Below are 21,851 nucleotides of genomic sequence, written 5' to 3'. Positions count from 1 at the left end.
TCCCCGCCGAAGGCGGGGAAGAACGCAACCTTGTTGCCGAAACAACTGGAAATGCTATAGGAAGAAAGGTGAAGAGATGGAAGATTATAAAAAATTGGTTGCGGCGGCTATTTCCGCAAGGGAAATGGCCTACACCCCCTACTCGGGATTCGGAGTGGGCGCGGCGCTGCTGACGAAGAGCGGAAAGATTTACAAAGGCTGCAACATTGAAAACGCGACCTTTACCCCCACGAACTGCGCCGAGCGCACGGCTTTTTTCAAAGCGGTCAGCGAGGGGGAGACGGAGTTCGACTGCATCGCGATTGTCGGCGGCAGAGCCGGGGGACCCGTCAGCGGGCTTTGTCCGCCCTGCGGGGTCTGCCGTCAGGTCATGATGGAATTCTGCGACCCGGCGACCTTTCGGATCATTCTCGGGAAGAATCCGGAGCAGTGGGAGGTTTTCACGCTGAGGGATTTGCTTCCGCTCGGATTCAGCAAGAAAAACATGGAGGAATAGAATGATAAAAAATATTGTTTTCGATATGGGCCAGGTGCTGGTGGACTTTGATCCGGACTTTTTCGTCAGCCATTATACCAAAGATCCGGAGGATATCCGCCTGATTCGTATCGCGGTGTTTGAAACGAGCGAGTGGACGGAAATTGACCGGGGCACCATTACGGAGGAGGACCTGATCGAGCCGGCCTGTGCGCGCCTGCCGGAGCGCCTGCACGGCGCCGCGACGAAGCTGCTGCTGAACTGGATGGACCATATGCGGATCATGGATAATATTCTGCCGCTGGTGCGCGAGCTGAAGGAAAACGGTTATTCGCTGTATCTGCTGTCCAACGCGGGAAAAAAGATTCACAGCTTGACGCCCAGAATTACGGCTCTGCAGTATTTTTCCGGTATTTTCTTTTCGGCGGATCACGATTGCATCAAGCCGGATGAGGAAATCTATCGGAAGTTTTTTAAAAAGTTTACACTCGATCCGCGCGAGTGTTACTTTATCGACGACCGCGCGGACAATGTGGAAGCGGGAAGAAGACTCGGTATGGAAGGGCACTGCTACGAAGGGGACCCGGACGTGCTCCGTACGGCCCTTCAGGAAAACGGGATCTTCCTGTTGGATAAAATGATCGTATGAAGGTGACTGAAAATGAGAATGTATGATATCATTGCGAAAAAGCGCGACGGCGGGTCGCTCTCCGATGAGGAAATCCGGTTCTTTATCAACGGCTATGTCAAAGGGGAGATCCCCGATTATCAGGTATCCGCTCTGCTGATGGCGATTTATTTTCGGGGGATGACGGACAGGGAAACGGCCTCCCTGACCATGTGCATGGCCAACTCCGGCGAAACCGTGGATTTGTCCTCCATAGACGGCATCAAGGTGGATAAACACAGCACCGGCGGTGTCGGCGATAAGACCACGCTGATTATTTCTCCGATCGTCGCGTCCTTGGGGGTGCGCGTCGCAAAAATGAGCGGGCGCGGGCTGGGACACACCGGCGGCACGGTAGATAAAATGGAAGCCATTCCGGGAATGCAGACCTCCATTGACCGTGAAAAATTCTTCGATATTGTACGGAAGGTGGGCGTCAGCGTGATCGGCCAGTCCGGCAATCTGGTACCCGCGGACAAAAAGCTTTACGCGCTGCGCGACGTGACCGCGACGATCGAAAGTATTCCGCTGATTGCTTCCAGCATCATGAGTAAAAAAATCGCTGCCGGCTCCGACTGTATCCTGCTGGACGTCAAAACAGGGAGCGGCGCTTTCATGAAGACGGTGGACGATTCCATCCGGCTGGCGCAGGCAATGGTGGCGATCGGCGAGCATGTCGGGAGAAAGACCATCGCGCTGATTACTGACATGGACCGTCCGCTCGGAAACGCCATCGGCAACTCGCTGGAAATCAGGGAGGTGTGTGAAACACTCAAGGGTCACGGGCCCGGGGACCTCACGCAAATCTGTCTGGAGCTTGCCGCCAACATGCTGTTTCTGGCGGGCAAGGGAAGTATGGAAGAGTGCAAAAAGCTTGCCGGACGCCAGATCGACAATGGCGAGGCCTTTGCAAAGCTGAAGGAAATGGTCGCGGCGCAGGGCGGCGACACTGCCGTTCTGGACCACGGCGCAAAATTTGAGCAGGCAAAGGTAAAATATGACGTTCCGGCACTGAGCGAAGGATATCTCTACTCCATGAATACGGAGCAGTGCGGGATCGCTTCCGTCGAGCTGGGCGCGGGGCGCGAGAAGAAAGAGGATTCCATTGATTTCAGCGCGGGCATTCTGCTCCGCAAAAAGATCGGGGATTACGTCAAAAGAGGCGACGTAATCGCGGAGTTTTTCTCTTCCTCTATGGACAAGTGCAGGGAGGCGGAAAAGCTGTTTGAAAGCGCGGTTTCCATCCGCCCGGAAAAACCCGCGTTTGTCCCTGTGATCCACGGCCGGGTGACCGTGGACGGCGTAGAAAAATAGGAAACAAATTAGGGCCCTTACTGAATTTTTCAGTAAGGGCCCTATAGTAATTCCATTTCAGTTTGCGAAACGCAATCCTGTTACAGAATCGACTGGAAATGCTGTAATAGTAAGGCTGGGAGTGGGGATTTTCCTTATTTTTTGATCGATTCGATTCCGGCAGCCAAAGTCGCCTCGTCGATCGCTCCCTGATAGGCGTTTACAATATAGCCGTCCCGGTCGATAAAGACCGTGTCCGGGATGGCTGAAATCCCGTAAGTATTCGCGGCTTCCTGCTCCTTGTCAAAATAGACGGGAAACGCAAATCCCTGCTCTTTTACATAATTCTGCCCTTTTTCCTGTGTTTCCCGCTGACCGTCCACCAGATCGATCATCAGAAAGACCACGTTGTCTTTTTCCTTCTGGTACTGACTGTCGAAATGCGGCATTTCCCCCTTGCACGGCGGGCACCAGGAGGCCCAGAAGTTCAGCACAACGGGTTTTCCCTGGAAGTCCGACAGCTTGACCTTGTTGCCTTTTTCATCGTATACGGTAAAATCGGGAGCCTGTGTTTTCCCGCTTTCTCCCGCGGAGCCGCCTGTTTCGGACGATGCCGGCAGATTTGGCCGGAACCGGCTGGATAACGTGCTGTAAGCATAGTATACGACGGCGAAAAATGCCACGAACGCGAGAAATCCCAGCAAAATTTTTCCGTTTGTTTTCATATCGTTCTCCTCAAAAAGTAAATAAGGACAAGAAGTAACCCATGAGCCCGGTCGCCATCATCAGGCCGACGACGACGAGCAACCCGCCCGAAATCAGGCTGATGATCCGGTAGTTCCTTTTGATAAAGTCGAACGCGGACATCAGGCGGTCGATCAAAACGGCGCTGGCAAGAAAGGGAATCCCCAATCCGAGCGAAAACGAGAGAAGCATAAAAATGCCTTTGATGCTTTCCCCGCTCGATGCGGCAAGCATCAAAGCGGAGCCTAAAAACGCGCCCACACAGGGGGTCCAGCCAATGGAAAAGATCACGCCGAACAGCACGGAGGTCCCGAAATTCATATTCGGTTTTTTAAAGGTCAGCTGCCGGTTTCCATTCAGAAAAGGGATTCTGATCAGCCCCATGAAGTTTAACCCGAACAGGATGACGACCATACCGGTGACAAGATTCACCGCGGTATGATATTCTTTCAGAAAGCTTCCGACCGTCCCCGCGAACGCCCCCATTGCCGTGAATACCAGGGTGAAGCCAAGCACGAATCCAAGGGAATTCCGAATCACCGGGGCCTTCTGCTTCTGAGTTTCCTGTCCGGCAAAATAGGAGATGTAGATCGGCAGCATGGGTAAGAGACAGGGAGAAATAAATGTGATGATCCCTTCCAGGAATGAAATCAGATAATCCATGGTTTCTCCTTTCTTTCTACAGCGATCCCATTTCAATTTGCGAGATAAAACACGTTCTTTCCCCCCGCCGAAGGCGGGGGGAAAGAACACAATCTTGTTGCAGAATCAACCGTAAATACCGTAAACTTGTGTTTTCCATTTGTATTCCAAAGTATGTACATTCATGATAACATATAAAACCTTCCGGTTCGGTGATCAGGTCACATTCCGGTCCCAATAAGACGGAAAAAGGTATCCTCCACTGGCTGCGGGGGATACCTTTTATGCTGCAGATGACCTGTGGCGGGAAAAGCCGGAGGGCCTTAAGCGTCCAGCCCTTCAAACTGCATATTGTAGTATTTTGCGTAGATGCCGTTTTTCTCAATCAGCTCCTGATGGGTACCGCGCTCCTCAATGCCTTCGTCGCCGATCACAATGATTTCATCCGCGTTGCTGATGGTGCTGAGCCGGTGGGCAATCACAATGGTGGTCCTGTCCTTGGACAGTTCCTCCAACGAATTCTGGATGTGGCGCTCGCTTTCGTTGTCCAGCGCGCTGGTCGCTTCGTCCAGAATCAGGATTTTCGGATTTTTCAGAAAGACGCGGGCAATGGCCAGACGCTGCTTCTGCCCGCCGGAAAGGCGCGTGCCGCGCTCGCCGACATAGGTGTCGTAGCCGTCGTCAAGCCCCGCGATAAAGTCGTGGATATTCGCGCTCTTTGCGGCGGCGATGATTTCCTCCTCCGTCGCGTCCGGTTTGCCGTAGGCAATGTTTTCTTTGATGCTGCCCGCAAACATGTAGACGTCCTGCTGGACGATCCCGATCGCGCTGCGCAGGGATTTCAGCTTGATGTCGCGCACATCCGTGCCGTCGATCGTTACGCTTCCGGCAGTGACGTCGTAAAAACGGGGCAAAAGGGAGCAAAGGGTGGTTTTGCCGCCGCCCGAAGGCCCGACCAGCGCCACGGTTTTTCCCGCCTCAATCGAAATATTGATATTTTCCAGCACGTCGTTAGCGGAATCGTAGCTGAACGAAACGTTTTGATAGCGGATGTCGCCTTTCACGTCCTTCAGCTCGGCCGCGCCCGGCCGGTCGATAATCTCCGGCTCCGTTTCCACCACTTCGATAAAGCGCTTAAAGCCGGAGTAGCCCTTCTGGAACTGTTCGGTAAATTCGATCAGTATGTCAATGGGATTGATAATAATGTTGATGTACAGGGCGTAGACGGCCAGATCGGCAACGTGCAGGGAGCCCTGCGCAATAAACAGGCCGCCGCTGACCAGCACGGTCAGAAAGAGAAGCCCCTCGAAAAACGAGGTGCCCGCGCGGAAGCTTCCCATCACCCGGTAGCTGCTCTCTTTTGAGTCCAGAAATTTCAGGTTGCTTTCGTTGAATTTTGCCTGCTCCAGCTCCTCGTTGCCAAAGCTTTTTACCACCCGGATGCCGGCCAGGCTGTCCTGCACGCGGGAATTGACGCCCGCGATTTTTTTGCGGTTGTCCATGAACACCGCACGCATTTTCCGGTTCTGGTGGATGCTGAAAACAATCATAATCAGCGTTACTCCCAGCAGAATCAGGGTCATCGGGACGTTGATGATCATCATCAGCGCAAAGCTTCCCACGATTTTCAAAAGCGAAATCAGAATGTTTTCCGGCCCGTGGTGGGCAAGCTCGCTGATGTCGAACAGGTCGGACACAAGCTTGCTCATCATTTCCCCGGTGTTGTTGCGGTCGTAATACGAAAAGGAAAGGCGCTGCAGGTGGTCAAACAGGTCCTGCCTCATGTCGCTTTCCATTCTGGCGCCCATGACGTGGCCCCAGCTGGTAATGTAGTACTGGCAGCCGAGGCGGATCAGCTCCATGACCAGAAGGCCCGCCGCAATCCACGGGAGATTCTTCAAAATGGTATGCGCTTCCTGTGCAAACAGACCCTTGGTCAGAAAGTTCAGAATCTGCGGAAACGCGACGTCAACCGCCGACACGATCAGCGCACAGAACATATCGAAGTAAAACATTCCCCGGTACGGTTGATAGTATCTTATAAATTTTTTAAAAATCGACATTGCATGCTCCTAATATCATTTCTTCCGTTACTGTTTTTCGGGTTCGCCGTATTCCTCTCCGAACGTATCGACAGTAACGCTCTTCATCATTTCGTCTTCATACGGCTTATCCCTGTAGTCGCGGCGAACCGACACAATGCGCTCCGCTTCCTCCATTCCCTCGATCACCTTGCCGAAGGCGGCGTATTCCCCGTCAAGGTGCGGCGCGTCGGCGACCATGATAAAGAACTGGGACCCCGCGCTGTTCGGGCTCATGGACCTCGCCATGGAAATGACGCCCTTCGAGTGCTTCAGGTCGTTCTGAAAACGGTTGGAGCGGAATTCGCCCTTGATGCTGTAGCCGGGGCCGCCCATTCCGGTGCCTTCCGGGTCGCCTCCCTGAATCATGAATCCGGGGATCACGCGGTGAAAGATGGTTCCGTCATAAAATCCTTTTTTGACAAGGGAAATAAAGTTCTTTACGGTGTTCGGAGCAATTTCGGGATAAAGCTCCATTTTGATCGTGCCGCGGCCTGTTTGAATGGTAACAATTGGATTTTTCATAATCTTCCTCCATCAATTCTGTAAAAAGTCATATCCCTATTATAGCGGGAATGCAGGCTTCGTTCAAGGCATATTTTTGATAGAAGAAGTATTGCGCTTTCACCGCCTCTTATGCTTTTCGCGGAAGTCCTGAGGAAATTATTTACTCTTTTCGATATGAATATGGTATAATACTCAAAAAGTGTTTGCTCAACCGAAAATGAATGGTTCCTCCGGCAGGCCGGAGGCGGAAATAAAAAAATGGGGGATGAAGGATTGAAGCTGATATCATGGAATGTCAACGGGCTTCGCGCCTGTTTGAACAAGGGCTTTACGGACTATTTTCAGTCGGCCGACGCCGACGCCGTGTGCATTCAGGAAACGAAAATGCAGCCGGAGCAGGCGGAAATCGTTTTGCCGGGCTACCGGCAGTACTGGAATTCCGCGGAAAAGAAGGGCTATTCCGGCACGGCTGTTTTCACCAGAATAGAACCTCTTTCCGTCGGTTATGATATCGACGACCCGGAGCATGTCGGCGAAGGGCGTTCCATCACGCTGGAATTTGAGGATTTTTACCTTGTAACGGTGTATACGCCCAATTCCCAGCGGGATCTGGTGCGCATTGAATACCGGATGCGCTGGGAGGACGCCTTCCGCGCTTATCTGAAACGGCTCGACGCGAAAAAACCGGTCGTTGTGTGCGGGGACATGAATGTGGCGCACAATGAGATCGATCTGAAAAATCCGAAAACCAATGTCGGCAACGCGGGCTTTTCCTTCGAGGAACGCGAAAAGATGTCGGAGCTGCTCGCCGCCGGGTTTACGGACACCTTCCGTTACCTGCACCCGGAGGAAACAGGCGCCTATACGTGGTGGTCTTATATGTTCAAGGCAAGGGAGAAAAACGCGGGGTGGCGGATCGATTATTTTCTTGTGTCCGACTCCATCCGCGACAGAATCGAGGCCAGCAACATACACCCGGAGGTGATGGGCAGCGACCATTGCCCGGTCGAGCTTATTTTGTCCATGAAAAATACACAGACAGGAGAATAGAGGATGCAACTGATATTTTACGGTGCGGACAAAGAGGTCACCGGAAGCTGCCACTGCTTACTTGTAAACGGAAGAAAAATACTGATTGACTGCGGCCTGCAGCAGGGCGCCGACGAGGACGACAACCACAGGCTGCCTTTTTATGCGTCCCAGATCGATTATGTCATCGTAACGCACGCGCATATTGACCACAGCGGACGGCTGCCGCTTCTGGTCAAAAACGGCTACGACGGGAAAATGTACGCGACCGGGGCAACCTGCAAGCTGCTTTCCATCATGCTGCGCGACAGCGCCCACATACAGGAGATGGACGCGATCAACGAGAACCGGAAGGGAAGGCGTGCCGGGCGCGAACCGGAAGAGCCGATTTACACCGTGGAGGACGCGCAGGAAACGCTGAACCGGCTGGTCCCGTTTTCCTACGGGGAAATGGTGGAGCTTTGCGAAGGGGTCCGGTTCCGCTTTACGGACGCCGGTCACCTGCTCGGTTCCGCAGCGGTGGAAATGTGGCTGACGGAGCACGGCAAAACGAAAAAAATCGTCTTTTCCGGGGACATCGGCAACAAAAACCAGCCGATCATCCGTGACCCGCAGTATATCCGGGAAGCGGATTATGTGGTGATGGAATCGACCTACGGCGACCGCGATCACGAGAAGATGGACGACTATGTCCCGAAGCTCGCCGAGGTTTTCGATAAAACCCTTTCCGCCGGGGGCAACGTGGTCATCCCCAGCTTTGCGGTCGGCCGCACGCAGGAGCTGCTTTACTATATCCGTGAGATGAAGGAACGCGGCCTTGTCAGAAGCAACCCGGATTTCCCGGTTTATGTGGACAGCCCGCTTGCGGCGGAAGCAACCAAAATCTACGGCGGCAATCTGGACGGTTACGCCGACGATGCCGCCGTCAAGGTCATCAGGGCCGGATTTGAGCCGATTCGTTTTTCCAACCTGAATATCTGCGCCAGCGTGGAGGAATCCAAAGCGCTGAATATGGACAACGTACCCAAGGTCATCATTTCCTCCAGCGGGATGTGCGAAGCCGGACGAATCCGCCACCACCTCAAGCATAATCTGTGGCGGCCGGAATGCGCGGTCGTGTTTGTGGGCTATCAGGCCAACGGCACCCTGGGCAGAATGCTGGTCGACGGGATCGATCAGGTGAAGCTTTTCGGCGAAGAAATCACGGTACAGGCGCATATTTACAATTTCCGGGCGCTTTCCGCGCACGCAGACCGGGCGGGCCTGATTCAGTGGATTCAGGCGTTTGACCCCAAACCGAAGCGCGTGTTTGTGGTGCACGGGGAACTGCAGGTCAGCGAGATGTTCGGCGACACCCTGCGGCAGCTGGGCTACAACTCGATTGTCCCCAATTTTGAAGCCTCCTTTGACCTGGCGGAAAACAGCATTCTGGAAGAGGGCGTCGCGCCGGAGCTGCGCAGCCCGCGCAGGGAGGACAGGGGAAAGAAATTCTCCGCTCCGTTTGCCCGCCTGACGGAGGCCGGAAAACGGCTGGTACAGGTGATACAGAGAAACGAGGGCGGCGCGAACAAGGACCTTGCCAAATTTGCCGACCAGATCAACGCGCTGAGCGAGAAATGGAACCGGTAATCCCCTTTAACAGGATAATAAAAAATCCCCAGCCAACAGCATTGTCGGCTGGGGATGTGTTTTACACGGTGTTTTTCTGTCAGTTTTTCTTTTTCAGCAGGTCGCGGATTTCCGTTAGCAGCGCTTCTTCCCGGCTGATTTCCGGGGCGGCGGGCGGGGTCTCTTCCTTTTTCCGCTTCAGGCGGTTGGATGCCTTAATGACAAGGAAAATGGAAAAAGCGACAGCGATGAAATCCAGCACCGTCTGCAGAAAATTTCCGTAAGTAATGATAATCGGTTTGGGACTTCCCATCGCCGCGGGAATGGTCACCGCCAAAGCCGTCAAATTGATTCTGCCGATAACCAGCGAAAGCACGGGCGTAATGATGTCGGCTACCAGCGAGGACACGATTTTCCCGAACGCAGCGCCTATGACAACGCCGACCGCCATATCCATGACGTTTCCGCGCATGGCAAATTCTTTAAATTCACTGACTAATTTTTTCATGATTTGTTCTCCGTCTCTTCATTCGTTTGTGCGGCAAGCTTCTCCCTGGCGACGGCCAGCATCAGCTTGATCCGGTTTTCCTGATTGACACGCGTCGCGCTCGGGTCATAATCGATGGGGACAATATTGGACCGTTCGTCCACCGCTTTAATCCGGTGAATCATGCCTTTGCCGCAGATGTGGTTCGGCAGGCAGCCGAACGGCTGTGTGCAGACGATATTCTCATAACCTTGTTCGACCAGCTCCAGCATTTCCGCGGTCAGAAGCCAGCCTTCGCCCATCTTGTTGCCGTAGCCGATGACGTTTTTCACCAGGCTTTTCGTGTGGGCGTAGGGCTCCGGCGCCAGAAAGCGGGGCTCGGTTTTCACCGCGCGGATCAGGATGTCCTGCATTTTCAGCAGATAGTCCATCAATGCCTTGACGACCACGTACTTTGCCTTGTTCCCGCCGTACAGCTTGATATCCTCCAGCCGGTTGTCGACCTTGAAAAGGCCGAAATTCAGGATGCCCGGCACGTTTACCTCACAATCCTGTTCCGCGAGGAAATCCTCCAGATGATTGTTGCCCAGCGCGGAATATTTCACATAGATTTCCCCGACAATGCCGACCTTGATTTTCGGCCTGCGGTCGATTTCGATCTGTGCGAAATCGTGAACGATTTGATGGAGGTTTTCTTTCAGCTGTTTCAGCGATAGGCCCTGCCCCTGATTGAACTGCTCCGTCAGGGCGTCCGTCCATTTTTTGACCATCCTGCCGCTCTCGCCGGGGACCGTTTCATATGCCTTCGTCTGGTTGTCCAGCTGCATCAGCGCGTCGCCGTAGACAAGTCCCGCGATAAATTTCCGCAGCATCGGCAGGGTCAGCGTAAATCCGGGGTTGCTTTCCAGCCCGGACATATTGAGCGAAACAACCGGCACCCGTTCCAGCCCGGCCTTTTTCAGCGCCTTGCGCAGAAGGTGGATATAGTTGGACGCGCGGCAGCCGCCGCCCGTCTGGGTAATAATCAGCGCGGTGCGGTCCAGGTCGTATTTCCCCGAGTGAAGCGCATCGATAAACTGGCCGATGACCAGCAAAGCGGGGTAGCAGGTGTCGTTATGGACATATTTCAGGCCCTCCTGCACAACGTTCGGGCCGTCGTTCGTCAAAAGCTCAATATGGTATCCGCAGTTGTTCAGCACGTTTACGATCAGCTGAAAATGGATCGGAGCCATCATGGGGCAGAGAATGGTATATTCCTTTTTCATTTCCTTCGTGAAAAGCAAGCGTCCGTCCTTGCTGAATTTCAGTTCTGCCAAAGAATCACCTCATTTCTCCAGAGCGGCAAAGAGGCTGCGCAGCCTGATCTTTACCGCGCCGAGATTCGTAATTTCATCGATTTTGATCTGTGTGTAAATTTTGTCGTTCGCTTCCAGAATGCTGCGCACCTCGTCGGTGGTAATGGCGTCTACGCCGCAGCCGAACGAAACGAGCTGGACAAGGTTCATGTCGGGCTTGTCGCCGATGTATTCTGCGGCCGCGTACAGCCTTGCGTGATAGGTCCACTGGTTCAGAACCGTGGTGTGGAAGCGCTTGACCTTATCGCTCAGCACGTCTTCCGAAATGACCGCCGCGCCCAGGCTGACGATCAGCTTGTCGATGCCGTGGTTGATTTCCGGGTCAAGATGGTAGGGCCTTCCGCTCAGGACGATGATCGGCTTCTGCTGCTTCTGCGCTTCGGCAATGATCTGGTCGCCCTTTTCGTGTATTTTCGCAAAATAGCCGTCGTATTCGCGGTACGCTTCTTTTGCCGCTTCTTTCACCTCGGAAAGGGAGATATCGTCAAAATATCCGGAAAGAATCCCGTGCATCTTTTTCGGGAAGTCGCGTTTTCTGTGGATTCCCACATAGTCGTGGATAAAGTGGAAGCCTTCCGGCATGCTCATGTTTGCGGAAATGACCTCCGGATAATAGGCAACGACGGGGCAGTTGTAGTGATTGTCGCCCAGACCCTCGTCGAAATTATACGACATGCAGGGGTAAAAAATATTTCTGACGCCCTCGTCGATCAAAGCCTGCACATGCCCGTGCATCAGCTTTGCGGGGAAACACACCGTATCGGAAGGAATGGTGCTCTGGCCCTCGATGTAAAGCTCTCTGCTGGAAAGGGGAGAGAGCGTTACCTCAAAGCCGAGCCTGGTAAAAAAGGTGTGCCAGAAGGGGAGAAGCTCATAGAGATTCAGCCCCATCGGAATGCCGATTTTGCCCCTTCTGCCCGGTATGGGCTGGTAAGAGCGCAGCACCCCGAGCTTATAGGCGTACATGTTGAGCTCATCCTCCGACGTGCGCTTCGTCACCGGCTTTTCGCAGCGGTTTCCGCCGATAAAGCGCCGGTTTCCGCCGAAAATGTTGATGGTCAGCCGGCAGTGGTTGTTGCACAGCCCGCAGGAGGTGACCCTGACGTCGTGCTGGAAGTTTTCCAATTCCTCCCTGCCGATGATCGCGCTCTGCCCGTTTGAATGGGCTCTGGCGTAGATTCCCGCTCCGTAAGCGCCCATCAGGCCGGAAATATCCGGGCGGGAAACGTTGACGCCCAGCTCGTTTTCAAACACACGCAGCACCGCGTCGTTCAGGAAGGTGCCGCCCTGTACCACAATATTTCGGCCCAGCTCCTCGGCTGAAGCCGCGCGGATGACCTTGTAGATCGCGTTTTTCACCACGCTGACGGAAAGGCCGGCGGAAATATCCTCGGTGGTCGCGCCGTCCTTCTGCGCCTGCTTGACCTGCGAGTTCATGAACACGGTGCAGCGGGAACCCAAATCCACCGGGTGCTTCGCAAACAGGCCCAGCTTTGCGAAATCCTCTATTTCATAGCCGAGCGTGTTGGCGAAGGTCTGTAAAAAAGAACCGCAGCCGGAGGAACAGGCTTCGTTCAGAAAGATGTTGTCGATTGCTCCGTTGCGGATTTTAAAGCATTTCATATCCTGTCCGCCGATGTCGATGACAAAATCGACGTTGGGCAGAAAACATTTGGCAGCCGTAAAGTGCGCCACCGTTTCCACGATGCCGAAGTCAATATTGAAGGCGTTTTTCAAAAGCTCCTCGCCGTAACCCGTCACGGCGCCCGCGGCGATCCGGATTTTCGGGAAGCGGTCGGAAACGCTGAGCAGGTATTCCCGGATAATCGGCACCGGGTTGCCCGAATTGCTGCGGTAAATGGAATCCAGCACCTCGCCGTCCTTGCCAAGCAAAACGGCCTTTACCGTGGTGGAACCCGCGTCGATCCCCAGGTAGGCGTCGCCCGTGTAGGTTTCCGCGCTGCCGCGCGGCGCTTTGCATTCGGAGTGGCGGCGGGTAAAGGCGTCGTAATCCGCCTGTGTTTCAAACAGCGGGGGAATGGAAAGAAAGTTCGCCGTATTGCCGTAGGCGGCGATGCTTTCCAGAGCGGTTTTTAGGTCGATTTCGGTGTCGCTGCTCAGCGCTGCCCCCATTGCCACATAATAAAGGGAATTTTCGGGGCATACGCCCTGTGTTTTCAGCGCCTGGTCAAAGCTTGCGCGCAGCTGCGGCAAAAAGGTGAGCGGCCCGCCCAGATAAATCACTTTGCCGGCGATTTTTCGGCCCTGTGCCAGCCCCGCGATCGTCTGGTTCGCCACGGCGGCGAAGATGCTCGCCGAAATGTCGCTTTTGCGCGCGCCCTGATTCAGCAGGGGCTGCACGTCCGACTTTGCGAACACGCCGCAGCGCGAGGCAATGGTATATATTTTCTCGTACTGCTCCGCCAGCTGATCCATTTCGTCCAGCGAGATATTCAAAAGAGTCGCCATCTGGTCGATAAAAGCGCCGGTTCCTCCGGCACAGGAGCCGTTCATGCGGACCTCCATGCCACCGGATAAAAACAGCATTTTCGCGTCTTCTCCGCCGAGCTCAATGATGACGTCCGCGTCGGGAATCAGCTTCCCAATCGCCACGCGGGTCGCGTAAACCTCCTGAATAAACGGCAGCTTGCAGGACTGTGAAATTCCCATTCCGGCGGAACCGGAAACCGTAAGCCGGGCCTTCGCGCCTTTGAGGAGTTCCTGATTGATTCTTGTGAGAAGCTCCGACATTTTTTGCGTAATCTGGGAAAAATGCCTCTCATAAGATTGATATATGATTTGATTGCCGTCGTCCAGCACCACGCATTTGATCGTGGTGGAGCCGACATCTAAGCCGATTTTCATAAAATGCCACCGTTTCTGATTATATTATTCCATGAACGATAATAATACATTTTAGCCTAAAATAGTCCACATTGTCAAGCGACAGACTTTATAAATCTTTGGGTGTTCCGCGCCTTTCCGTCGGTGAAAATTTTCATCCCTCCCGCGGCGGCGCACGGATTTCGACAGGTTTGCTCTTCCCACCGGCGGGGCTGTATGGTACAATTATTATAATAGAATGCTAAATATTGTTATTCCTGAAATCAGATGATAAACGATATTTTATAAACTTTTAAAGCAGGCTTAACATTGTCCGGGTGTCTGGACCTTTGTGATTGTTCCTGCGAAAGGGGTGGTCGGTTTGCATGCGGAGGCTGTGCGGGAAAATGCGGAGGAGCGGAAGCTGGTGCTTGTCTTTTTCGGTTCCCCCAACAGGGACGGAACCACTGCGAAGCTTCTGAACGAATTTCTGAAACCGCTGGAAGGGAATACGCGGATCGAGACCGTCAGCGCCTACGAGCGGAACATTGCGCCCTGCATTGCCTGCAACGTCTGCGTCGGGGAAGAAAGATGCTCGCAGCCGGACTTTGACGATATCGACGCGCTGATCCGCGCCGCGGACGTGATCGTCGTCGCCACGCCGGTTTACAACCTCAGCCTGCCCGCGCCGCTCAAGGCGATTGTCGACCGGACGCAGCGGTATTTCGCGGCCCGGTTTTCCCTCGGGATCAGGAACCCGGTCGAAAAGCATAAGCTGGCCGCCGTGCTGGTTACCTGCGGCTCAAAGGACTGCGAGGGCGCACAAATCATTGCCCGCCAGCTAAAGCTGGCGTTTTCCGTCATCAATACCTCAATCGCGGGCATGGCTGTCTGGCCGGGAACGGATTTTGACGAAGGCCGCGAAACGTTTGAAAAAGCGCGGAATTCCGCCCGGGAGCTGGCGCTTGCCATAGAATGTGAATTGTGATATTATAAAATGTAACCTATTATTTGGGAGGAAAAAATATGTCTGGCCATTCAAAATGGAATAATATCAAACGTAAAAAAGAAAAGACAGACGGCGCAAAAGCGAAGGTATTTACAAAAATCGGCCGTGAGCTTGCCGTAGCGGTAAAAGAGGGCGGCGGCCCGGACCCCAACACCAACTCGAAATTAAAGGACTGCGTTGCCAAGGCGAAGGCCAACAATGTGCCTAATGACAATATTGAACGCATTATCAAAAAAGCTGCCGGAGACGGGGACGATACCAAGTATGAAAACATTACATACGAAGGATACGGCCCGAACGGCATCGCGGTCATTGTGGAAACGCTGACCGACAACCGCAACCGTACCGCCGGCGACGTCCGCCATTATTTCGACAAATTCGGCGGCAACCTCGGCACTACCGGCTGTGTTTCGTTTATGTTCGCCCAAAAGGGTCTGATCGTCGTCGAAAGGGAAGGCCTTGAGGAAGACAAGGTCATGGAGGACAGCCTGGAAGCGGGCGCGTCCGATTTTCAGGCCGACGAGGACGTCTTTGAAATCTATACCGAGCCGGAGGATTTCAGCGGCGTGCGCGACGACCTTGAAAAGAAAGGCTATGAGTTCGTTTCCGCGGAAGTGGAGATGGTGCCGAACACCTATACCACGCTGACCGACGAAGAATCCATTACAAAAATGCAGCGTCTGCTCGATGCCCTTGAGGACAACGACGACGTGCAAAATGTTTGGCACAACTGGGATAATCCGGATATGGACGACTAAGAATATATAGAAAGTTTTTCCATATTTGTGAAACATGGAGGAAGCAAGATGACTGGCTTTGACAATCTATGCATGAACTGCATGTCCGATACAAACGGCAAAACCGAATGTTCCAACTGCGGCTTCAGTTCTTCCGAGCCACAAATGCGCCATGCGCTTCCGTACAGGACCAGACTGCAGAACCGGTATATCGTCGGCCGCGCGAAAAAGAGCAACGGCGAGGGAATCACCTATATCGGCTACGATACGGTTCTGAACATACCGATTGAACTGCGCGAGTTTTTTCCGCAGACCCTGTGCGAAAGACCCGCCAACGGGACGGATATCCGTGTGATCGGCGGCAGCGAGATCATCTTTGACGAATGTCTCGCCGCTTTTCTGAATTATTCCAGAGAGATTGCGCACATGCGCGAGCTTTCCGCCATTGTACAGATTTACGATATCTTTGAGGAAAATCATACGGCCTATACCGTTTCCGAGTGGAGCGAAAGCATTACGCTCCGCTATTTTGTCGAGCGCAGCGGCGGCAACCTCAGCTGGAACGCCGCAAGGCAGCTCTTTATGCCCGTTCTGTCCGCGCTCAGCTCGATGCAGGCGGCGGGAATCCGGCATCTTGGCATTTCTCCCGACACCCTGAATATCATGCAGGACGGCAGGATGAAGCTCGGCAGCTTCTGCATCAGCGCCGTCCGCCGGATGGACACGGATTTGCCGCCGGACCTCGTTCCCGGCTGCGCCGCCATAGAGCAGTATGTGATGGACTATGTCCCCAATGAGTCGACGGATGTCTATGGCTTTGCCGCGTCCCTGTTTTTTGCCCTGACGGGCACCATGCCGCAGGAGGCCTTAAAAAGGCGCAACGATATGCGGCTTTTGATTCCGACCAGCATTATGCGCAGCCTGCCGCCCCATGTGGTAACGGCGATGGCCAACGCGCTGCAGGTTTCCCCGGACAAACGCACCCCCACCTTTGAGCGGCTCCGCGCTGAGCTTTCCGCCGCGCCGACCGTCACGGCCACCATAGAGGATACCCAGAGGATTCACAGGTCCGCCCCTGAGCCGGAGGAGGAGGACGGCAAAAAGGGCGTTCCCAATTTCGTATGGGTCATTCTGACCTGTGTGGCCGCCCTGATCGTGTTCACCATCGTCGGGATTATCTGGATTTCCAACACCGGACGGGGTGATACGGAAACGCTCGCTTCGGAAACCTCTCAGGTTGAGTCCGCAACCGCGGGCTCGCTGGAAATGACATTGGATTCCGTGGATTCTGCCGATTCCGCCGACCCGAATCTGATCGAAGCGCCCAATCTGGTCGGCCAGGTTTTTCAGGAGCAGACCAATTCGGGCGAATCCTCCTCCAGTCAGGATTATCAGGTGCTTCTGTCCAGTAAGCAGTTCAGCGATACCATTCCCGAGGGCAGCATCATTTCCCAGTCGCCCGCCGCGGGCACGAAAATGGCAAGGGGGACGGCGATCGTAGTCGTTGTCAGCGAAGGGGCTGCCGTGCGCACTCTTCCGCCGATCGCGGGGAAAACGCTTGCGGAAGCTTCGGAAGCGGTCACCTCGGCCGGCTTTACGCCCACCAAAACGGAGGAATACAGCTCCGGCGTGGAAAAAGGGATGGTCATCGGCTACAAGGATGTGCAGGAGGGCAGTCAGATGGCCTACGGGTCCCAGGTCTCCATTGTCGTCAGCAAAGGGCCTGCGCCGGACGGCGCTTCAGAAACTGCTTCCGATTCGGCTCCCTGAGCGCGGCGCTGTCTGAACAGCCGTTTTGAGTATCGATTAAAAAAGGAGCCTTTCAGCCGGCTCCTTTTTTTGTGCGGTATTCGGCGAGCAGCAGGTCGACCATCCGGCCGTAGCTTTTTATGCCGTCCGTCTGTTTGTTGGCCTTCAGATAAGAATCGTTGACATGGTCGGCAGCGGTAGCGACCGGTCCCTCAAACTGCTTCCAGTACGCGGAATTGTTTTCCAGATCGCGTCTGACGCCGTCGCTCAGGGTCCCGTAAATCTGATTTGCCGCCGACGGGTCGGTGCCGTAAAGCGCGTTGGAAGCATAGATATAGGCGAGCATCGTCCCCGAATACCGGAAATCCGCGTCCCCGCTTTTTTCACAGGCAAGGTAGCCGATGAAATTCGCCTCGTCCTCGCGCATATATCCGCGCAGATGGGAAAGCTCGTGGCACATTGTCAGCGGGATGGAATAGTCCGGAATATCCACGTTGACATTCGCTTCAAAGGTAAACGGGAAAAAAATGCCCGTAGTGTCGCAGTAGGACATCAGCCGGGAGAAAAACACCGGCTTCGGCGGACCGTACCCCGCGCGCAGAAGCGGATAGTCCCCGCTGACCGCGTCAAACGCCGTTCTCGCCTTTTTTGCCGTTGCCTTAATATCCTCCGTGTTCAGCCGCATAACGGAGTTCCGGTCGGTTTGGACTCCTTTGCGCAGCTCGTTTGCCCGATCGGCAAGGTCGGCACAGAGCGCCGTCAGCTCGGCCTTGGACGAAGGACGGATTTCCAGCCCGCAGGTCTGCGCGAAGGGATAACGGTAATAATTGATTCCGCAGGAGACCACAAACACAAAATACAGCACGCTGGCAATGCATATCAGGTTAATTGCGAAAAGAGAAAATATTTTTCTTCGTTTTCCGCGGTTATGTATGATTTTGGTAATAAAGAAAATCATATAAAAAACGGTGCCCGCGCAAAGAAGGACAATCAGGGCCTCCATAACGGAAAACGGGACAAGGGAAGTGACGCGGTTTACCCCGCGTGACAAGACGGGATAAATGGTGTTTGCGTACCATTCCGCAAAATCCGGACGGTTTTGCGCGGCAAGGGTAAGCAGCAAGGCAGCCGGCGCAAACGCAAGGAGCCGGATTCGCCTGAGAGGAAGGAATTTTTTCAAAACAGCACCTCCGATCCCGTTTATTGTAGTATATCCGCACAGGTACGTCAATGGAAATCCGCTCTGCCTTTTCCATATTTATACGGAAAGGCGGTTGCCTATACGGTACAAAAATGATATGATAAGCATTAATAATCGATTTCAAACAGGGAGGCCGGCGCATGAAATTTTACATTAAACAGAGCACCGGTACGGAAGCTCTTTTTACCGTAATAGATGCTCTTGGTCAGTCTGTCTACAGTGTTACCGGTGATTCGTTGTCCATCGGCAGCAAGGTCTACCTGATTGACAACAACCAAAACGAGGCGGCCCGTATCTTCAGTCTGGGGATTTCGGCCATGTCGAGGTACTCCGTTTTTATCGGGGACAAGGAGCGCGCGCGTGTGACGCTGAATCTTGCCTCGTCGAAGCAGCCCATTAAAATCAAAGGCGTCGGCTGGAGCTTTCGCGGCGATCTTCTGACGCGTTCCTATGACCTGATCGATGTGGACTCTACTGTCGTAATGACGCACGGCCGGTGCTGGAACGAAAACGGCGACTGTTTCGCCGTCGATATCGCCAATCAGTCCAATGTCCTGCTGTGCCTTTGCATTGCCGTCATCCTTGACAGCACCGTGATCGGCGGTTCCGTCAAACCAGTTCCAGCAAGCTGAAAAAATTGACAAACGACCCATGGAATGCCATAATAAACAGGTTGCTTTCCGTGGCGGCGCACCAGGCGCGCCGCGGGGAATGAAGGGGTATGCCATCATTTTAAGGGATAAAATTCAGGAGGAAAATATATGAGCAGGGAACTTGCAAAAACCTATGACCCACAGGAAGTGGAGGACAGAATTTATGACTTCTGGCTCTCCGGCGGCTATTTTCACGCCGAGCCGGACCCCGAGAAGCAGCCATATACCATTGTGATTCCGCCCCCGAACATTACCGGCCAGCTCCATATGGGACATGCTCTGGACGAAACCCTGCAGGATATCCTGATCCGCTGGAGAAGGATGCAGGGCTATTCGGCGCTCTGGCTGCCGGGAACCGACCACGCTTCCATTGCCACAGAGGCGAAAATCGTTGAGGCAATGCGCAAAGAGGGCATTACCAAAGACGAAATCGGCCGCGAGGCCTTTTTGGAACGCGCGTGGAAATGGAAGGAAAAATACGGCGGAAGAATCATTGAACAGCTGAAAAAGCTGGGTTCCTCCTGCGACTGGGAACGCGAGCGTTTTACCCTGGACGAGGGCTGCTCCAAAGCCGTCCGGGAGGTTTTTGTAAGACTGTACGAAAAGGACCTGATCTACCGCGGGGAACGCATCATCAACTGGTGCCCGCACTGCCGCACCTCTATTTCCGACGCGGAAGTGGAGTTCAGCGAGCACGACGGCTTCTTCTGGCACCTGCGTTATCCTTTCAAGGACGGCAGCGGCTACATTCAGCTGGCTACCACCCGTCCGGAGACAATGCTGGGCGATACCGCGGTCGCGGTACATCCCGAAGACGAACGCTATGCGGGTCTGGTGGGGAAGACACTGGTTCTCCCTCTTGTGAACCGCGAAATCCCGCTAATTGCGGATACTTATGTTGAGCGCGATTTCGGAACCGGCGTGGTGAAAATCACCCCGGCCCACGACCCGAACGACTTTGAAGTCGGTCTGCGCCACGATCTGCCGATCATCAATGTCATGGATGACGGCGGCAATATGAATGAAAACGCCGGGAAATACGCCGGTATGCCCGCCATGGAGGCCCGCAAACAGATTGTGGAGGACCTCAAGGCACAGGGCTTCCTTGTCGAGGTAGAACCGATCAAGCACAATGTCGGCTCCTGCTACCGCTGCGGCACAGTTGTGGAGCCGCGCGTTTCCAAGCAGTGGTTTGTAAAAATGAAACCGCTGGCTCAGCCCGCTCTTCAGGAAGTAAAGGACGGAAAAGTAAAATTTGTTCCCGACCGTTTTGAAAAGATTTACGACCACTGGATGGAAAACATCAAGGACTGGTGTATTTCCCGCCAGCTTTGGTGGGGCCACCGCATTCCCGCGTGGTACTGCCAGGACTGCGGGGAAACGGTCGTTTCCCGCGAAGAGCCGCACACCTGCCCGAAATGCGGTTCCAAAAATCTGAAACAGGACGAGGACACCCTTGACACTTGGTTCAGCTCCGCGCTCTGGCCGTTTTCCACCCTCGGCTGGCCGGACAAAACCGAGGACCTGAAATACTTCTATCCGACCGATACCCTTGTCACCGGCTACGATATCATTTTCTTCTGGGTAGCCCGCATGATTTTCTCCGGCATTGAGCAGATGGGGGAGGTCCCGTTCCATACCGTCCTGATTCACGGACTTGTCCGCGACGCAAAGGGCAGAAAAATGAGCAAGTCGCTGGGCAACGGGATAGACCCGCTTGAAATTATTGAAAAATTCGGCGCAGACGCGCTCCGTTTTACGCTCGCAACGGGCAACAGCCCCGGAAACGACATGCGTTTTTCCGACGAGAAGGTGGAGTCCAGCCGCAATTTTGCCAATAAAATCTGGAACGCCTCGCGCTTTATCCTCATGAATATCGACGGTCATGACGTAAAGAATGAGCTTCCCGCGAACCTTGCGATGGAAGATCGGTGGATCATCGATTCCTTCAACCGCGTGACGAAGGAGATCACGGAAAACTTGGAGCACTTCGAGCTCGGGATCGCCGTACAGAAGCTTTACGATTTCCTCTGGGATGAATTCTGCGACTGGTATATTGAAATCGCGAAAATCCGCCTGAACTCCGACGATCGGGAAACCGCACAGGGCGTGCGTCAGGTGCTTGTCTGGGTCATGAGCGGCACCCTGAAGCTGCTGCATCCGTTTATGCCGTATATTACCGAGGAAATCTGGCAGACGCTTCCGCACGAGGGCGAATCCATCATGGTGTCCCGCTGGCCGCAGTACGAGGAAAGCCATTGCTTCCCGCAGGCCGCGGAGAACATGCGCAGCATTATGGAAGCAGTGCGTGCCGTCCGCAACCGCCGTTCCGAAATGAACGTGCCGCCTTCACGCAAAACCCATCTCTATATTGCCACCGGCGACGCCGCCATGTTTGAAGATGGCAGGGAAATCATCAAAAAGCTCGCCTACGCCACGGAGGTGGAAATCGGGGCCGATTATCAACTCGACGGCGCGGCGACCATTGTCACGGCCAATGCGAAGCTATACATCCCCATGTCCGAACTGGTGGACAAAAAGGCGGAGCTTGAGCGCCTGACCAAAGAGCTGGAATCCGCACAGAAGCAGTATCAGAACGCACAGGAGAAGCTTGCCAACGAGAAATTTATGTCGAAGGCTCCTGCGAACGTAGTGGAAGGCGTCAGACAGAACGCCGACAAGCTGCGCGACCATATTGCGCTGATCCAGTCCGGTATCGAAGCTTTAAAATAATCGTAAGGCGGACGTTTGTCCGCCTTTTCCATCTTTCTTACAACATTTCCAATTGATT

Annotated in this window: 18 protein-coding genes; 10 read left to right on the top strand and 8 right to left on the bottom strand. The window is 54.1% G+C overall.

What is annotated here, in order from left to right:
* Window positions 1–76: 76 nt before the first annotated feature.
* The 3 genes from ACRQU7_RS12015 to ACRQU7_RS12005 are packed head-to-tail and all read left to right on the top strand — an operon-like array spanning window position 77 to window position 2,456.
* On the top strand, window positions 77–496 hold the full coding sequence (locus ACRQU7_RS12015) for a cytidine deaminase (protein ID WP_444641102.1): 420 nt from the start codon (window positions 77–79) through the stop codon (window positions 494–496).
* Between the two features lies 1 nt (window position 497).
* Window positions 498–1,124, top strand: a complete 627-nt coding sequence (locus tag ACRQU7_RS12010) for an HAD family hydrolase (RefSeq protein WP_444641100.1) — start codon at window positions 498–500, stop codon at window positions 1,122–1,124.
* A gap of 12 nt (window positions 1,125–1,136) precedes the next feature.
* Complete coding sequence (locus tag ACRQU7_RS12005; protein ID WP_444641098.1) at window positions 1,137–2,456, top strand: pyrimidine-nucleoside phosphorylase; 1,320 nt, start codon at window positions 1,137–1,139, stop codon at window positions 2,454–2,456.
* A 134-nt stretch (window positions 2,457–2,590) separates the two neighbouring features.
* On the opposite strand, the gene ACRQU7_RS12000 is transcribed toward ACRQU7_RS12005, so the two are convergent.
* The 4 genes from ACRQU7_RS12000 to ACRQU7_RS11985 form a co-directional block, all read right to left on the bottom strand.
* Window positions 2,591–3,160 (bottom strand): TlpA family protein disulfide reductase, encoded by a 570-nt coding sequence (locus ACRQU7_RS12000; RefSeq protein WP_444641096.1) that lies wholly within the window; start codon window positions 3,158–3,160, stop codon window positions 2,591–2,593.
* A 10-nt stretch (window positions 3,161–3,170) separates the two neighbouring features.
* Window positions 3,171–3,842: a cytochrome c biogenesis CcdA family protein gene (locus ACRQU7_RS11995; protein WP_444641094.1), complete on the bottom strand. Its 672-nt coding sequence runs from the start codon at window positions 3,840–3,842 to the stop codon at window positions 3,171–3,173.
* A gap of 302 nt (window positions 3,843–4,144) precedes the next feature.
* Window positions 4,145–5,884 carry an ABC transporter ATP-binding protein gene (locus tag ACRQU7_RS11990; RefSeq protein WP_141825471.1) on the bottom strand — a complete coding sequence of 580 codons (1,740 nt, stop codon included), beginning with the start codon at window positions 5,882–5,884 and terminating at the stop codon, window positions 4,145–4,147.
* 27 nt (window positions 5,885–5,911) lie between these two features.
* On the bottom strand, window positions 5,912–6,427 hold the full coding sequence (locus ACRQU7_RS11985) for a peptidylprolyl isomerase (protein WP_141825470.1): 516 nt from the start codon (window positions 6,425–6,427) through the stop codon (window positions 5,912–5,914).
* 255 nt (window positions 6,428–6,682) lie between these two features.
* Here ACRQU7_RS11985 and ACRQU7_RS11980 point away from each other — a divergent pair, with 255 nt between their 5' ends.
* The gene (locus tag ACRQU7_RS11980) at window positions 6,683–7,459 is read left to right on the top strand and encodes an exodeoxyribonuclease III (RefSeq protein WP_141825469.1); all 777 of its coding nucleotides are present in this window, start codon (window positions 6,683–6,685) and stop codon (window positions 7,457–7,459) included.
* A gap of 3 nt (window positions 7,460–7,462) precedes the next feature.
* Window positions 7,463–9,067, top strand: coding sequence for an MBL fold metallo-hydrolase RNA specificity domain-containing protein (locus tag ACRQU7_RS11975; RefSeq protein WP_444641091.1), 1,605 nt, complete (start codon window positions 7,463–7,465; stop codon window positions 9,065–9,067).
* 79 nt (window positions 9,068–9,146) lie between these two features.
* Here ACRQU7_RS11975 and mscL read toward each other — a convergent pair whose 3' ends face one another.
* From mscL to ACRQU7_RS11960, 3 genes are read right to left on the bottom strand one after another with little or no spacing between them, the layout of a single operon-like run.
* Complete coding sequence (gene mscL, locus ACRQU7_RS11970) at window positions 9,147–9,554, bottom strand: large-conductance mechanosensitive channel protein MscL (RefSeq protein ID WP_444641089.1); 408 nt, start codon at window positions 9,552–9,554, stop codon at window positions 9,147–9,149.
* Window positions 9,551–10,849, bottom strand: coding sequence for a 2-hydroxyglutaryl-CoA dehydratase (locus ACRQU7_RS11965; protein ID WP_444641087.1), 1,299 nt, complete (start codon window positions 10,847–10,849; stop codon window positions 9,551–9,553). Before ACRQU7_RS11965 ends, mscL begins: the two co-directional genes overlap by 4 nt.
* Window positions 10,850–10,858: 9 nt before the next feature.
* Entirely contained in the window at window positions 10,859–13,753 is a 2,895-nt protein-coding gene (locus ACRQU7_RS11960; RefSeq protein WP_444641085.1) for an acyl-CoA dehydratase activase-related protein, read from the bottom strand.
* 310 nt (window positions 13,754–14,063) lie between these two features.
* On the opposite strand from ACRQU7_RS11960, the gene ACRQU7_RS11955 reads away from it, so the two are divergent.
* The 3 genes from ACRQU7_RS11955 to ACRQU7_RS11945 are packed head-to-tail and all read left to right on the top strand — an operon-like array spanning window position 14,064 to window position 17,227.
* Window positions 14,064–14,699, top strand: a complete 636-nt coding sequence (locus ACRQU7_RS11955; RefSeq protein WP_444641083.1) for a flavodoxin family protein — start codon at window positions 14,064–14,066, stop codon at window positions 14,697–14,699.
* 38 nt (window positions 14,700–14,737) lie between these two features.
* Window positions 14,738–15,478: a YebC/PmpR family DNA-binding transcriptional regulator gene (locus ACRQU7_RS11950; RefSeq protein ID WP_444641081.1), complete on the top strand. Its 741-nt coding sequence runs from the start codon at window positions 14,738–14,740 to the stop codon at window positions 15,476–15,478.
* Between the two features lie 48 nt (window positions 15,479–15,526).
* Complete coding sequence (locus ACRQU7_RS11945; protein ID WP_444641079.1) at window positions 15,527–17,227, top strand: PASTA domain-containing protein; 1,701 nt, start codon at window positions 15,527–15,529, stop codon at window positions 17,225–17,227.
* Between the two features lie 52 nt (window positions 17,228–17,279).
* On the opposite strand, the gene ACRQU7_RS11940 is transcribed toward ACRQU7_RS11945, so the two are convergent.
* The gene (locus tag ACRQU7_RS11940; RefSeq protein ID WP_444641077.1) at window positions 17,280–18,386 is read right to left on the bottom strand and encodes a DUF3810 domain-containing protein; all 1,107 of its coding nucleotides are present in this window, start codon (window positions 18,384–18,386) and stop codon (window positions 17,280–17,282) included.
* Window positions 18,387–18,547: 161 nt separating this feature from the next.
* Here ACRQU7_RS11940 and ACRQU7_RS11935 point away from each other — a divergent pair, with 161 nt between their 5' ends.
* Together ACRQU7_RS11935 and ACRQU7_RS11930 are read left to right on the top strand one after the other, a co-directional pair.
* Window positions 18,548–19,039 (top strand): LURP-one-related family protein, encoded by a 492-nt coding sequence (locus ACRQU7_RS11935; protein ID WP_038324755.1) that lies wholly within the window; start codon window positions 18,548–18,550, stop codon window positions 19,037–19,039.
* Between the two features lie 129 nt (window positions 19,040–19,168).
* Entirely contained in the window at window positions 19,169–21,793 is a 2,625-nt protein-coding gene (locus ACRQU7_RS11930; protein WP_444641075.1) for a valine--tRNA ligase, read from the top strand.
* Window positions 21,794–21,851: the final 58 nt, after the last annotated feature.

This window comes from Caproiciproducens puteiluti, from assembly GCF_052442865.1.
GTDB lineage: Bacteria > Bacillota > Clostridia > Oscillospirales > Acutalibacteraceae > Caproiciproducens.
This window is presented reverse-complemented; position numbering and strand designations above follow the sequence as displayed.

Coding starts and splice junctions, on each gene's coding strand:
- ACRQU7_RS12015 (WP_444641102.1), top strand. CDS start 77: ATGGAAGATTATAAAAAATTGGTTGCGGCGGCTATTTCCGCAAGGGAA.
- ACRQU7_RS12010 (WP_444641100.1), top strand. CDS start 498: ATGATAAAAAATATTGTTTTCGATATGGGCCAGGTGCTGGTGGACTTT.
- ACRQU7_RS12005 (WP_444641098.1), top strand. CDS start 1,137: ATGAGAATGTATGATATCATTGCGAAAAAGCGCGACGGCGGGTCGCTC.
- ACRQU7_RS12000 (WP_444641096.1), bottom strand. CDS start 3,160: ATGAAAACAAACGGAAAAATTTTGCTGGGATTTCTCGCGTTCGTGGCA.
- ACRQU7_RS11995 (WP_444641094.1), bottom strand. CDS start 3,842: ATGGATTATCTGATTTCATTCCTGGAAGGGATCATCACATTTATTTCT.
- ACRQU7_RS11990 (WP_141825471.1), bottom strand. CDS start 5,884: ATGTCGATTTTTAAAAAATTTATAAGATACTATCAACCGTACCGGGGA.
- ACRQU7_RS11985 (WP_141825470.1), bottom strand. CDS start 6,427: ATGAAAAATCCAATTGTTACCATTCAAACAGGCCGCGGCACGATCAAA.
- ACRQU7_RS11975 (WP_444641091.1), top strand. CDS start 7,463: ATGCAACTGATATTTTACGGTGCGGACAAAGAGGTCACCGGAAGCTGC.
- mscL (WP_444641089.1), bottom strand. CDS start 9,554: ATGAAAAAATTAGTCAGTGAATTTAAAGAATTTGCCATGCGCGGAAAC.
- ACRQU7_RS11960 (WP_444641085.1), bottom strand. CDS start 13,753: ATGAAAATCGGCTTAGATGTCGGCTCCACCACGATCAAATGCGTGGTG.
- ACRQU7_RS11950 (WP_444641081.1), top strand. CDS start 14,738: ATGTCTGGCCATTCAAAATGGAATAATATCAAACGTAAAAAAGAAAAG.
- ACRQU7_RS11945 (WP_444641079.1), top strand. CDS start 15,527: ATGACTGGCTTTGACAATCTATGCATGAACTGCATGTCCGATACAAAC.
- ACRQU7_RS11935 (WP_038324755.1), top strand. CDS start 18,548: ATGAAATTTTACATTAAACAGAGCACCGGTACGGAAGCTCTTTTTACC.
- ACRQU7_RS11930 (WP_444641075.1), top strand. CDS start 19,169: ATGAGCAGGGAACTTGCAAAAACCTATGACCCACAGGAAGTGGAGGAC.